General features: G+C 69.0%; 13 protein-coding genes and 3 riboswitches. Of the genes, 3 read left to right on the plus strand and 10 right to left on the minus strand.

Going from position 1 to position 13193, the window contains the following annotated elements; genetic code table 11:
* Window positions 1-4: 4 nt before the first annotated feature.
* The 9 genes from B116_RS0108835 to B116_RS0108870 all read right to left on the minus strand — a co-directional run bounded on the left by B116_RS0108835 (window position 5) and on the right by B116_RS0108870 (window position 10549).
* On the minus strand, window positions 5-766 hold the full coding sequence (locus tag B116_RS0108835) for an ABC transporter permease (protein WP_027659842.1): 762 nt from the start codon (window positions 764-766) through the stop codon (window positions 5-7).
* Entirely contained in the window at window positions 763-1599 is an 837-nt protein-coding gene (locus B116_RS0108840; RefSeq protein ID WP_027659843.1) for an ABC transporter ATP-binding protein, read from the minus strand. The genes B116_RS0108835 and B116_RS0108840 overlap by 4 nt, the downstream gene beginning before the upstream one ends.
* Before the next feature lie 91 nt (window positions 1600-1690).
* Window positions 1691-2212 carry a hypothetical protein gene (locus tag B116_RS27380; protein ID WP_155255731.1) on the minus strand — a complete coding sequence of 174 codons (522 nt, stop codon included), beginning with the start codon at window positions 2210-2212 and terminating at the stop codon, window positions 1691-1693.
* Between the two features lie 173 nt (window positions 2213-2385).
* The gene (locus B116_RS0108845; RefSeq protein ID WP_027659844.1) at window positions 2386-3459 is read right to left on the minus strand and encodes a ribonucleotide-diphosphate reductase subunit beta; all 1074 of its coding nucleotides are present in this window, start codon (window positions 3457-3459) and stop codon (window positions 2386-2388) included.
* Entirely contained in the window at window positions 3456-5942 is a 2487-nt protein-coding gene (locus B116_RS0108850; RefSeq protein ID WP_027659845.1) for a ribonucleoside-diphosphate reductase subunit alpha, read from the minus strand. The genes B116_RS0108845 and B116_RS0108850 overlap by 4 nt, the downstream gene beginning before the upstream one ends.
* Window positions 5943-6075: 133 nt before the next feature.
* Window positions 6076-6295: riboswitch (cobalamin riboswitch) on the minus strand.
* Between the two features lie 48 nt (window positions 6296-6343).
* Window positions 6344-7141 carry an alpha/beta fold hydrolase gene (locus tag B116_RS0108855; RefSeq protein ID WP_027659846.1) on the minus strand — a complete coding sequence of 266 codons (798 nt, stop codon included), beginning with the start codon at window positions 7139-7141 and terminating at the stop codon, window positions 6344-6346.
* A gap of 46 nt (window positions 7142-7187) precedes the next feature.
* Window positions 7188-7988 carry an inositol monophosphatase family protein gene (locus B116_RS0108860; RefSeq protein ID WP_027659847.1) on the minus strand — a complete coding sequence of 267 codons (801 nt, stop codon included), beginning with the start codon at window positions 7986-7988 and terminating at the stop codon, window positions 7188-7190.
* Between the two features lie 29 nt (window positions 7989-8017).
* A complete protein-coding gene (locus B116_RS0108865) occupies window positions 8018-9226 on the minus strand; it encodes a glycosyltransferase (RefSeq protein WP_027659848.1) in 1209 nt (402 codons plus the stop codon).
* A 129-nt stretch (window positions 9227-9355) separates the two neighbouring features.
* Entirely contained in the window at window positions 9356-10549 is a 1194-nt protein-coding gene (locus B116_RS0108870) for a serine hydrolase domain-containing protein (protein ID WP_027659849.1), read from the minus strand.
* Between the two features lie 107 nt (window positions 10550-10656).
* On the opposite strand from B116_RS0108870, the gene B116_RS0108875 reads away from it, so the two are divergent.
* A complete protein-coding gene (locus tag B116_RS0108875; protein WP_027659850.1) occupies window positions 10657-11133 on the plus strand; it encodes a hypothetical protein in 477 nt (158 codons plus the stop codon).
* Window positions 11134-11203: 70 nt separating this feature from the next.
* Window positions 11204-11350, plus strand: coding sequence for a hypothetical protein (locus B116_RS27385; protein ID WP_018724001.1), 147 nt, complete (start codon window positions 11204-11206; stop codon window positions 11348-11350).
* A gap of 272 nt (window positions 11351-11622) precedes the next feature.
* Here the strand turns inward: B116_RS27385 and B116_RS0108885 are convergent, their stop codons facing one another.
* Window positions 11623-12015: an SCO5389 family protein gene (locus B116_RS0108885; protein WP_018724000.1), complete on the minus strand. Its 393-nt coding sequence runs from the start codon at window positions 12013-12015 to the stop codon at window positions 11623-11625.
* 147 nt (window positions 12016-12162) lie between these two features.
* Window positions 12163-12331, plus strand: a riboswitch (cobalamin riboswitch).
* A 100-nt stretch (window positions 12332-12431) separates the two neighbouring features.
* On the opposite strand from B116_RS0108885, the gene B116_RS0108895 reads away from it, so the two are divergent.
* Window positions 12432-12923 carry a hypothetical protein gene (locus tag B116_RS0108895; RefSeq protein ID WP_018723998.1) on the plus strand — a complete coding sequence of 164 codons (492 nt, stop codon included), beginning with the start codon at window positions 12432-12434 and terminating at the stop codon, window positions 12921-12923.
* An 88-nt stretch (window positions 12924-13011) separates the two neighbouring features.
* A riboswitch (cobalamin riboswitch) is annotated at window positions 13012-13150 on the plus strand.
* The last annotated feature ends 43 nt before the right edge of the window (window positions 13151-13193 follow it).

The following is a 13193-nucleotide window of genomic DNA, read 5'->3' on the forward strand; positions in this document are numbered from 1 at the left end:
AACCTCACCTGACCTTGCGATGGTAGACGGCCCTGGCTACGACGTACGCGACGGCGAGCAGGCCGACGCACCAGGCGAGAGCGATCCACAGGTCGGCGCCGACCTGCTGCTGCGCCAACAGTCTGCGGACCGTGTCGATGATGGAGGTGACTGGCTGGTTCTCGGCGAAGGCGCGTACCGGACCGGGCATGCTCTCGGTGGGTACGAACGCCGAGCTGATGAACGGCAGGAAGATGAGCGGATAGGAGAAGGCACTCGCCCCCTCCAGGGACGTCGCGGTCAGCCCGGGGATAACGGCCAGCCAGGTCAGGGCCAGGGTGAAGAGCAGCATGATCCCAGCGACCGCCAACCAGGCCAGCACGCCCGCCCCGGAGCGGAAGCCCATCGCGAGGGCGACCAGCACCACCACCACGAGCGAGATCAGGTTGGCGACCAGCGAGGTCAGCACATGCGCCCACAGTACGGCCGAGCGGGCGATCGGCATGGACTGGAACCGTTCGAAGATGCCACCCTTCATGTCCAGGAAGAGCCGGTACGCGGTGTAGGAGATGCCCGACGCCACGGTGATGAGCAGGATGCCGGGGAGCAGGTAGTTCACATAGTTATCCGAGCCGGCCTCGACCGCACCGCCGAAGACGTAGACGAAGAGCAGCATGAGGGCGATCGGCGTGATCGCGGTCGTGATGATGGTGTCCGGGCTGCGGCCGATGTGGCGCAGGGAACGCTGGGTCAGGGCGGTGGTGTCGCTGAAGAAGTTGCCGGTCATCGGGGGTCCTTAGCTGCTCGTACCGGGGTCGATGCGGTCGGCACGGCGGTGTCCCCGCCGACGATGGCCAGGAAGATGTCCTCCAGGGACGGTTGCTTCTCGACGTACTCCACGGTCGCGGGCGGGAACAGCCGCCGGAGTTCGGCGAGCGTGCCGTTGGCGATGACGCGCCCCTCGTGCAGGACCGCGATCCGGTCCGCGAGCTGCTCGGCCTCGTCCAGATACTGGGTGGTGAGCAGCACCGTCGTACCCTGGCCGGCGAGTTCCCGGACGGCCTGCCACACCTCCAGCCGCGCCTGCGGGTCCAGCCCGGTCGTCGGCTCATCGAGGAAGATCACCAGCGGCTTCCCGACCAGACTCATCGCGAGGTCGAGGCGACGACGCATCCCACCCGAGTACGTCGCCACCCGGCGGTTCGCCGCGTCGGTGAGGGCGATGCGGGCCAGCAGGTCATCCGCGACCCGACCCGGCTCCCGCTGCCGCCGCAGCCGGGCGACCAGCACCAGATTCTCCCGCCCGCTGAGGATCTCGTCGACCGCGGCGAACTGCCCGGTCAGGCTGATCGACGCACGCACCTTTCCCGCCTGCGCGGCAACGTCGAAGCCGTTCACGGTGGCCGCTCCGGCATCCGGGCGCAGCAGCGTGGAGAGGATCCGTACCACCGTGGTCTTGCCCGCCCCGTTGGAGCCGAGCAGCGCGAAGACGCTGCCCGGCGCGACGTCGAAGTCGACGCCGCGTAGCACCCGCAGCTCCTGGAAGGACTTGTGCAGGCCACGTACCTGGATCGCCGGCTCCCGGCTCCGCCCCGGCGTCCGCTGAAGATCTATCGACATGACCCCAGCGTGCAGGGTTGACGCTGCGTCAAGGTCAAGCCCGAACATGTTTGACCGAAGCAAGAACCGAACCGTGTCGATGGGGTGGCGGCTAAGGAAGGCGGACCAAAGAAGGGATTATCAATGCAAACGTCACCCAGAAACCCATAACAAAACTTGTATGACGACGCCAGGGAACTGCTGAATCCACATCAAGCCCCCCGCCACTGTCAACCCCCTTAGCGCGAATCTTTTCCATCTTGCGCACGGCCCGACGGGCTCCGGGGTAGCGCAGAAATTTCCCAATCATTGAGACTTGGAAAGCAAAACTATAGACCTTCTCCCCGTTGGTCAGTTCAACGTACAGACCTTGATCGGCGGAAAGCTCTCTGACATTACGCCAAGGAATACGGAAAATCTTATCGGGATTGACTACGACCAGCCCGGACGAGGTAGCCCGAACATAAGGAAACAGGGTAAAAATTGAGATCAAGTAGCAGATAGGAGTGAAGAATGTCGCGATACCCAGCAACTCGCCCCAACCGTTCGCTGAATTGAGGCTAAACATCACTACCATGAATACAACCAGCAGACAGAGCAAGAATCCACTAGTCCAAGTAATCCAGCCCCTCACACGAAATCACCTTCACCAGTTATCAGCGCCATTGGTAGCACACCCCACATATCTGCACTACTCCAGAACCCTTGATGGTAACAAACAGGTCGAAGGTGTTGATCTCACCCTTTCACATCAATGCCGGTTCGTTCTGAAGGACGGTAATAGTCCCGCCAACTATTCTCATGGGATCAGAAGTCGTCGTCGAAGGTGACGCTCCCGCTGACGCCCATCTGGTACGCCGAAACCCGCCGCTCGAAGAAGTTCGACAACTCCTGTACGTCCTGCAACTCCATGAAGGCGAACGGGTTCTGGCTGCCGTACATCGGGGTGATCCCCAACGTGACCAGCCGCCGGTCCGCGACGTGCTGGAGGTATTCCCGCATGTCGGTCAGGGAGAGCCCGGAGACTCCCTGCTCAAGCAGGTCCGCGGCGAACTGCACCTCGCAGTCGACCGCCTCCGCCATCATCTCCCTGACCTGCTGCTCCAGGTCGGCGTCGAAGAGGTCCGGCTCCTCGGCACGGGCGGTCTCCACCACGTCGAAGGCGAAGGCCATGTGCATGGACTCATCGCGGAACACCCAGTTGGTGCCGGACGCGAGACCGTTGAGCAGGCCCCGGGAGCGGAGGAAGTAGACGTAGGCGAAGGCGCCGTAGAAGAACAGGCCCTCGATGCAGGCGGCGAAGCAGATCAGGTTGAGCAGAAACGCCCGCCGGTCCGCCCGGGTCCGCAGCTCCCGCAGCTCGAAGATCGAGTCGATCCACCGGAAGCAGAACTCGGCCTTGCGCGCGATCGAGGGGATGTTCTCCACCGCCGCGAACGCCGCGAACCGCTCCTTCTCCTCCGGCACGTAGGTGTCCAGCAGGTTCAGGTAGAACTGGACGTGCACCGCCTCCTCGAAGAGCTGCCGGGACAGGTAGAGCCGGCCCTCCGGCGAGTTGACATGCTGGTAGAGGTTGAGCACCAGGTTGTTGGCGACGATCGTGTCGCCGGTGGCGAAGAACGCGACCAGCCGGGACACCAGGTGCCGCTCGGCCGGGGAGAGCTTCGCCAGGTCGGCGAGGTCGGAGTGCAGGTCCACCTCCTCCACCGTCCAGGTGTTCTTGATCGCCTCCTTGAACCGGTCGAAGAAGTGCGGGTACCGCATCGGGCGCAGGGTCAGGTCCATGCCGGGGTCGAGCAGCAGTTGCCGCTCGCCACCGGTCCCAGCGGTCGCGGTACGGGTGTCGGCGGTCGCGGTACGGAACTCGGCGTCGGTGGTCATTGGCATGCCTCGCAGCTTTCGGGGTTTTCCAGGGAGCAGGCCAGCGCCTCGGCGTCGGCGAAACCAGACAGCGTCGACGCCGCGGCACCGGCCGGCTGGGCCGACGACGCGGTGGTCTGCTGCGCGGTCGGGGTGACGGCGACGGTGGCCTGCTGGATCCGGGTCGCGGGACGGGACCGCAGGTAGTAGGTGGTCTTCAGCCCGGACTTCCAGGCGTACAGGTACATCGAGGAGAGCTTGCCGATCGTCGGCGCGGCCAGAAACAGGTTCAGCGACTGAGACTGGTCGATGTACGGGGCACGGGCCGCGGCCAAGTCGATCAGCGCCCGCTGCGGCAGCTCCCACGCCGTCCGGAACAGTTCCCGCACCTCGGCGGGGAGCTCGGCGATGCCCTGCACCGACCCCTCCGCCCGCTTGATCTCGTCCCGGATCGGGGCCGTCCACAACCCGCGCGCCTTCAGCTCACCGACCAGGTAGGTGTTGACCTGAAGGAACTCGCCGGACATGGTTTCGCGCTTGAACAGGTTGGACACCTGCGGCTCGATGCACTCGTAGCAGCCGGCGATCGAGGCGATCGTCGCGGTCGGGGCGATCGCCACCAGCAGCGAGTTCCGCAGACCGTGCTCCGCAACCCGCGCCTTCAGCTCGGCCCACCGCTTCGGCTGCGCCGGCTCGGTCCCCCACAGCTGCGGGTGCAGCTCGCCCCGGGCCGCGCGGGTCTCGGCGTACGCGGGATGCGGGCCGAACCGCTCGGCGAGCCCGGCGGAGGTCTCCAGGGCGGTCAGGAAGATCTCCTCCTGCACCCGGGTGGACAGCTCCCGCGCCTCGGCCGAGTCGAACGGCAACCGCAGCGTGAAGAAGGCGTCCTGCAGGCCCATCAACCCGAGCCCGACCGGCCGCCAACGCGGGTTGGAGGCCACCGCCTGCTCGGCCGGGTAGTAGTTGATGTCGATCACGCGGTCGAGGAAGACCATCGCGGTACGGACGGTGTCCCGCAGCTTCACCCAGTCCACCCCGTCGGTGCTGACGTGGGCGCCCAGGTTGACCGAGCCCAGGTTGCACACCGCGGTCTCGGCGTCGTTGTTGACCTCAAGAATCTCGGTGCAGAGATTCGACAGGTGAATCGTGTTGCCGGGCTCCCCGGTCTGGTTGGACAGCGTGTTCGAGCGGTCCTTGAAGGTCATCCACCCGTTGCCGGTCTGCGCCAGGGTGCGCATCATCCGCCCGTACAGATCCCGCGCCTTGACCGTACGGACCGCCTTCTTCTCCGCGACCCGGTAGGCGGCGTCGAACTCGGCGCCGTACAGGTCGGGCAGCTCCGGGGCGTCGGACGGGTCAACCAGTGACCAGTCGCCGTCCGCCTCGACCCGGCGCATGAACTCGTCCGGCAGCCAGTTGGCCAGGTTCAGGTTGTGCGTACGCCGGGCGTCCTCGCCGGTGTTGTCCCGCAGCTCCAGGAACTCCTCGATGTCGGGGTGCCAGGGCTCCAGGTAGACACAGGCCGCGCCCTTTCGCCGGCCGCCCTGGTTGACCGCGGCGACGCCGGCGTCGAGGGTCTTCAGGAACGGCACGATGCCGTTCGACCGGCCGTTCGTCCCCCGGATCAGCGCGCCCCGGCCGCGTACCCGCGACCAGGCGATGCCGATACCGCCGGAGAACTTCGACAGCTTCGCGACCTGGTGGTACCGCTGGTAGATGGAGTCCAGCTCGTCGCGGGGCGAGTCGACCAGGAAACACGACGACATCTGGGTGTGCCGGGTGCCGGAGTTGAACAGCGTCGGCGAGCTGGGCAGGTACGCCAGCGACGACATCAGCCGGTAGAACCCGATCGCCTCGGCCGGCGTCCGGGACAGCCCACAGGCCACCCGCAGCAGCCAGTACTGCGGGGTCTCCACCACCAGCCGCGACTGCGGGTGCCGCAGCAGGTAGCGGTCCGCGACGGTACGCAGCCCGAAGTACTCGAACCGCAGGTCGCCGGCCGGATCCACCGCGTCGTCCAGCTTGCGGGCGTTGCGGGACACGAAGGCGGCGGTGGCGTCGCTGATCAGCCCGAGGCCATGGGCGTACCGGATGGACTGGCTGAAGCTCGCGACCTGCTGCCCCCGGACCTCCTTGTCCACGTACGCGGCCAGCAGTCGCGCCGCCAACTTCGAATACTGCGGCTCCTCGCCGATCAGCTCCGCCGCCGTCTGGATCGACAGCCGGTCCAGCTCGGCCGTCGTCGCCCCGTCGTACAGGCCGCTGATCGTCTTGGTCGCCACCCGCAGCGGGTCCACCTCGTTCAGGTCGGTGACCCACCGCTCCACCGCGCGGACGATCTTGTTGACGTCCACCGGCTCGGTGTCGCCGTTGCGCTTGCGGACCTCCATCACCTGCCGCCGCTGCTGCTGCTCCGCACCGGCCGGGCCGTTCGTGGTGCCTTCCCGCGGCGCCGTCGTCTCCCCGGCCGGGCCGTTCGTGGCGCGTTCCCGTGTCGTCGTCATCTCCCCCTCCTCCGCCTGTCGACAAGGTCGACGAACGCGCAGGGGGACGCCACGATCACTCAACCCGGTGGGGTAACCACACCGGGCGGCTGCGGGCGTCGGCCGTCCCGCGCGGCCGCCGACCGCCGCACGCGTCGCGTGCGGCGCGCTGGCAGGTCTTCGGACTCGCGGGCACGCCCGGGGGATCCCGGGCGCCTACTGGCCGTCGCTTCCCAGGCTTCGCTCAGCCCAGTGCGTGATGACGGCGGTCGTTCCCACTCACCGCTGCGGGGCAGTCCCGGACTTCCACCGGGTTCCCTCTTGCCTCGGCCACTCCCCGGTGGGAGCGCCGAACCAGCTGCGGGAGACACCATATATGCCGGCCCTACCCCGCATGCAACACCAGATGTCGTGTCGGCGTGTCAGCGGCTGAGAAACTGCCGCAGGGCGCGCACCCAGGCGTCCCGGTCTTCCAGGTGGACGTCGTGCCCGGCGCCGGCAACGACGACCTGCTCGACGTCCGGACGCAGGGACACCATGCGCCGCACCTCGGCGGCGGGGGTGATCCCGTGCTCGCCCAACACCAGCAGGGTGGGGGCCTGCACCTGCTGCCATTCGTCCCAGCAGGCCCGGTCGGCGACGGCGGCGATGGCGTCCCGCATCACCGCCGGCTCGAATCGCGGCCAGAGCCCGTCCGGGCGCCGGTCCAGGTCCCGCAGCCAGGCCTGGGCCACCGGGGTGTCGCCCAGAAACTCGGCGGCCTGGCGGACATCGGCGAACGGCACCGGCCACGAGGCGAAGAAGGCGCCCAGCTCAGCCGGGTAGTCCTCCCGATCCTCGCGGCCCCCGACCCCGCCCTCCAGCAGCACCAGCCGACGCACCAGCTCGGGATGCTCGGCGGCGAAGAGCAACGCGGTGTGCCCGCCCATCGACTGGCCAACGACCGTCACCGGTGCACCCCCGGCGAGCTCCGTGACGACGGCGGCCACGTCCTCGACGTACGCCCGGCGGGAGAGGTCCTGCGGCCGGCGGGTCGAGTGGCCGTGCCCACGCTGATCCAGCACGATCACACGGTGCTCCGGTAGTAGCACCTCCGCTGTCGGCACCAACTCCGCTGCGCTGCCGGCCAGCCCGTGCAGCAGCACGACCACGTCGTCGCCGGAGCCGCCAACGAGGCAGGACAGCGCCACCCCGTCCCGATGGATCGTCACCCGCTGCACCGCACGAACTCCCTCGCCTGGCGACCCCAAGCCGCCGTAACCCTATTCAGGCCGGCTTTTGGTTCTCAATGGACTTCAGCAGTGCGCTGTGCGTCCGCTCGTCGGCAGCCACGACAAGACCACCCAGCCCGGTGTGTGGTGGTTGTCCGTCGATTCCGGAGACCACGCAACCCGCCGCCTCGCAGAGGGCGATCCCGGCCGCGAAGTGCACGCTGTCGCGCAGCTGGTGGCCGTCGGTGACGTAGCCGGCGCGGCGGCCAGCGGCCACCCACGTCACGGCCAGGGTGCTGGCGACCACGCGCGGATGGAACCGCGCGACGAAGCTCTTGTCGGCGAGCATCCGCGCGACTTGGAACTCGCCCTCGTTCGGAAACGGCGGGTAGAGGTTGAGGTCCACCAGCTTCGAGTCAGCTGATGGGACGAGCCGCTCGTCTACGCCGCCCTGACGGACGTAGGCGGCGGTGCCGTCGGTCCAGAACACCTCGTCGCCGAACGGGTCCGCGGCGGCGGCAACGGTGGGCTGCGTCCCACTCCGCAGTGCCACGTTGACCGAGACCAGCATGGTCCGCGCGGCGAAGTTCAAGGTCCCGCACAAGGGGTCAACCAGCCACATCCGCTCGCTGTCCCCGGCGCCGGTGCGCCCGCTCTCCTCCCCCACCAGGACGTCATCCGGACGCGCAGCGCGCAGCGTCTCCAGAATCACCTTCTCTGCCGCAAGGTCCGCTGTGGTGGCGAAGTCGTCCCCGCCCTTCGAGAACTGGGTCAGCGCCGACCCGTAGTGGGAGCGAACGACCGTCGCTCCCGCCTCCGCCGCCTCGATTGCCAACGCCTGATCTGTGATCGACATGTCTGACACTCTAGGGTCGGCGGCCACCCTCATCCCAGCGTCGATCGCCGCACCGCCGCGACCTCGGCGTAGAGCTCCGCCAGCCGCTCCGCGGTGGCCGACCAGGAGTACGTCTGAGCCCGCTCGCGGCCCGCGCTGGCGTACGCGGATCGGCGGGGTTCATCATCGAGTAGCCGCCGGAGCGCGGTGCTCAGCGCCCGCGGGCTCCGGGCTGGCACGAGGTCACCGGTCACCCCGTCCACCACGGTGTCCCGCAGTCCCCCGACCGCGGTGCCGACGACGGGCAGACCGCAGGCCATCGCTTCCAGCAGGGTGAGCCCGAATGGCTCGTACCAGGGGGCCGCGACCAACACGTCCGCCGAGCGGTACCAGTCGCCCATCGCCTCCCGCGGCACCGCGCCGACCAACTGGACCCGGTCGGCGACGCCGCACTCCTCCGCCAGCGCCCACAGCCGTTGGGCCGACGGATCAGCCTCCAGTGCGCCCGGCGGACCACCGACCACGACGCACTCCGCGTCGGGCAGCGGCGCCATCGCGCGGATGACGGTCTCGAAGCCTTTCCGTGGCACGAGACGGCCGACGGTGAGGAGCCGGAACCTGCCGGCCGCACGCGCCACGGCCGAGCCCGGTCGCGGCGCGAGGGCGGCCACGTTCACCCCGGCGGGCACGACCACGATCTGGGACCGCGGCACTCCCAGCCGGACCAGCTCACCGACTTCGTCGGAGCACTGCGCGACCACCCGATCCACCCGGCAGCCCAGCTCACGCTCGCTGGCTATCCGGCAGGCCGGGCTGGTGTCCTGCGCGCCCTGGTGCCGGCGTTTGACCACCCCGAGATCCTGGTACGTCTGCACGACGGGCCGTCCGACCTGCCGGCCGGCGGTCAGTGCGACGAGTCCACTCATCCAGTAGTGCGCGTGGATGACCTCGGGCTGCCAGTTCCCACTCCGCCACCGGTCAACGAGCCACCGGCTGAACTCCGGCAGGTACGGCAGCAGCTCATCCTTGGCCAGCCGTTCTGCCGGCCCCGCTGGTACGTGCACCACGTCGTAACCGTCGGCGTCTCCGACGGTGGTCGGTAGTGCCGGATCGTCGCGGCGGGTGTAGACCCGAACGTCGTGCCCAGCGGCGGCGAGGGCGGCCGAGAGTTCAGCGACATGCGCGTTCTGGCCTCCGGCGTCCGTGCCGCCCAGGACGGCCAGCGGACTGCCATGCTCCGAGAGCATCGCGATCCGCATGCCCGCTGTACCTCCCGGCTGAGCCGCCACGTTCGGTGGAGTAGCGCGTGCGTCGTGGTCCAGACCGGGCGCAGCCGCGCACCCGGACGGGGGATTCCCCGCCGGGGAGCGGGGAAACCGCCCGCGGGGTCAGACCGACTGGCGGGAGAGCACCGGCTGGTGGGGAAGCACCGACTGGAGGGCCTTGATCAGGCCCGTCGTCCTGGGATCCGGGGCCATGGTGACGTGCAGCCCGTTCGTCACGTAGCCGAAGGCGATCCCACTGGCCGGGTCGGCGTAGCCGAGTGAGCCGCCGTGGCCAGGGAAGCCGAAGGCGGTCGGCGACCACCAAGGCTGCTCCGGCAGGGGCAGGCCGAAGCCGAGCGCCGGCCGGGTCGGCACCCGCAGCACCTGGTCGACGCCGTTGGCCTGTTCCCGGGTGGCGGCCGCGAGGGTGGCCGGGTCGAGGATCCGGACGCCGTCCACCTCGCCGATCAGGCCCGCGTAGAAGCGGGCCAGGGAGGAGGCGGTGCAGATGCCGTTTACCGCGGGAATCTCCGCCGCCCAGGCGCGGGGGTCGGCGAGGTCGAGCGGCGGGTCGGTCACCATCGTCGACCGGACCGCCAGCGAGGTGGGATCGGTGTAAGCGGCCAGCGCCTCCCGCAGCGCCGCCGGCATCGCCTCGATGGAGGCGGGCGGGGCGACTGGCTGCTCGGTGATCCGGGCGACCCGGTGCGCCTCGGCGGCCGGCAGGCCGATCCAGAAGTCCAGGCCGAGTGGAGTGGCGATCTCGTCGGCGAAGTAGGTGCCGAGGCTACGGCCGGAGACGCGGCGTACCACCTCGCCAACCAGCCAGCCGTAGGTGAGCCCGTGGTAGCCGTGTGCCGTTCCCGGCGGCCAGGCAGGTGCCTGGGCGGCCAGCGCGGCGACGACCGGCTCCCCGGTGAGCGCCGCCGCGAGCGGGACCGGACGGTCGAGCACCGGCAGCCCTGCCTGGTGGGACAGGAGCCAGCGGACCGGGATGCCGCCCTTGCCGGCTACCGCGAACTCCGGCCAGTACGCGGCTACGGGGGCGTCCAGGTCGAGCTGTCCGCGCTGGGCCAGCAGGTGCGCGCAGGCGGCGGGTGCGCTCTTGGTCGCCGAGTAGACCAGTTGGAGGGTGTCCTCCCGCCACGCCCGGTCGGTGGTGGGGTCGGCGACCCCACCCCAGAGTCGGACCACCTCTCGGCCGTGTCGGTAGACGCTGAGAGCGGCGCCGATCTCGGAGCCTGCGTCGAAGTTCGTCTGGAACGCCGCTCGAACCGGCTCGTATCCCAACGCGACGGTGCCATGTGCCACGGGCATGGATTCCTCTCCGGAGTGCCGGCTCCGGGTGCCAACTACCCGAAGCACGCCGTCAGGTTAGCCTGCCTTCGAGAGTCAGGAAACCCTGACAGGCCTATGCTGATCCGATGACGGAGGAGATGGTTCCGGGGCATGCTGAGCTCGTCGGATTCCGGCTGCCGGACGGGGCGCTGAAGACCGACACCACAGCGCCGGCCGACGCGGTCGGCTACCGGGCCGGATGTAGTTGCGGCTGGGTCGGCACCCAGGACTACCCGGCGGCCGACGAGGGGCGCTGGATGGCCACCTCCGAATGGGGCGGGCACATCCGCCCCCTCCTCGCCGCCACTCCGCCCGGCTGGCTGCTCAACCGCTCCGACACGCTGCGAGACGGCGTCGCCGAGCTCGCCACCACCTGGCCGCTACAGGCGCTCGGCATCCTCGCCCAGGTGGAGCGCTGGCAACGGCCCCTCATCGAACAGGCTGTAATACAGGCACGGACGACCGGGCTCTCCTGGGCCGAGATCGGCAACGCGCTCGGCATCAGCCGCCAGTCCGCGCACGAACGGTTCCGCAACATCGCCCCGCCGAAACCCTCCAGCTAGCCGGCATCTCCACTACTACTGAAGTAGTGGAGAGGTCATGTCGATGCCGTTAGAGTCAGTTCCGATTGCCATGGGTGCGGTTCCTGCCTCGTTGTCACAGCTACTCGCCGAGTGGCGGCGCACGGCCGAAGTCCACGCCGACCCCGACCCTCACCGAATCCTCGCCACGCCGAGTTCCGACGACTTCGGGCCGGTCGATCTCCCGGACAGCGAGTGAACGCCAGACGCGGCGATCGCAGGCGTGAGCTGACCTTCCTGAGGCGTGGCGGATCCACGAATCCCTGCGCCCGGAGGGAGAGAGTCTTCGGCCATGGTTGCTCGGCATCGCCACCAATGCGCTGCGCAACCGGCTCAGAGAGCGCCCGGCAGGTTAGTCGGCACCGGACGACGCGGACGCAGCCGAGGCAGGAGCGCGGCGGCGGCTGATCGGGGTGCCCGGCGGCCGGCGGAGGTGGATCACCCCGCCGGCCACCCGGGCGGTAGCCGGAATCAACAGTTGCGCAGCTCGGGAGACTGGTTGAGCAGCTGACCACGGACGGAGATGAAGCGGCGGTAGGTCTCCGAGTCCACTGCCGAGTGCCGGAACGCCGCGACCCGGTGACAGTTCTGGAAGGCCAGCTTGACGCCGAAGTGGCGCTCGAGGCTGGACCGGATGGCATCGCTGGCCAGCGCGCGCAGGAGCTGACCTCGCTCCTCCTCGGTCGGCGGCGGGACGACGTTGTCGGCGAACTCGGCGTCGGAGGACGCCAGCTCCGCCGCCACCCGGCTGACGGTCTGCCAGGCGTACGGCAGGGAGTCGCGGACGCAGGAGACGAAGGCGTCGTCGGCAACGGGGCCCGACTCGGCGGCTTGCAACAGATCCGGTGGCACGGTGAGAGACATAGTCCTCCTTAGTTGATAATGATCGTGGTTTTCATTACCGTTGCGTTCTTGAGCACACCACTCAACGTCCACCGCGTCAATGACGCCACGTGGTGTGGCTCGGTCGGATTCGGTGGGTTCGCGGTCGTGATGGCGTGTGCCCACCTCAAGGTCATTTGACAGTGCTGCTCGCGCCGGCTCAGACTGTCGCGACAACTCAACCAACGCGTGTGTGCGGGGGAAGTCCGGTCAAAGTCCGGCGCTGGCCCGCAACGGTAGGCCGTCGAGGTGTATCCCGATGGCAAGCCCGAATACCCGCCACGCTCGCGCACCCCCTACCTACCCGTCGTGGCCCACGGGTCGGAGGCCCCGACCCGACGCTGACCATGTGCGATCGGTCCGGGTTCTGACGACCGCAGGGCGGAAAGGCACTCCTGATGGTCGTGTCCCACCTTCGAACCACCGTCCGCACCCGCGTCGCCGGCCTGTTGGCCGCCGCCGTCGCCGGGATCGCCCTGACCGCTGTCGAGCCCGCCCCCCAGGCCGCGCACGCCGACGCCTGTGCCGGCGCCTCGGGCGTCACCGTGGTGGTCGACTTCACCGCGCTCGGTGGCGAGGTCGAAGTCGCCTGCGCCCCCGGTGACCCGGACACCGGCCTGGCTGCCCTGCAGGACGCCGGCTTCGCCGTCGAGGGCACCATCCGATGGGGACTCGCCTTCGTCTGCCGGCTGGATGGCCTGCCCACCCCGGCTGTCGAGCCGTGCATCGACACCCCGCAGGCCACCGGCTACTGGTCGTACTGGCATGCCGCCAGCGGCGGCGACTGGGAGTACAGCGACAAGGGCGTACTCAACTACGACCCGGCCCCGGGCAGCATCGAGGGTTGGTCCTTCGGCGAGAGCACCCCGCCGAGCATCCCCGCCCCCTGAGCCGCCCATGCCGAAGATGTGACCAGTAGTGCACCCTGGGTGCTCCTCCGTCCTGGCGTTGTCGAACGTCCTGGCGATACGGTGACGGGCGCCCGGGTGCACACCGGGTCACAACTGCATATGTCCCGTGTGGGGGGAAGCCGGTGCGATACCGGCGCTGACCCGCAGCCGTGAGCGAGAGAACCCTTTCGCGAGCCGGAATGCCCCGCCCGGGACGAGCGGCTTCCACTGTCGAGGTCTACAGGGTGAAGTCCGGTCCGCCGAGGTCCG

Source organism: Salinispora fenicalii (genome assembly GCF_000514815.1).
In the GTDB taxonomy this organism is placed as follows: Bacteria; Actinomycetota; Actinomycetes; order Mycobacteriales; family Micromonosporaceae; genus Micromonospora; species Micromonospora fenicalii.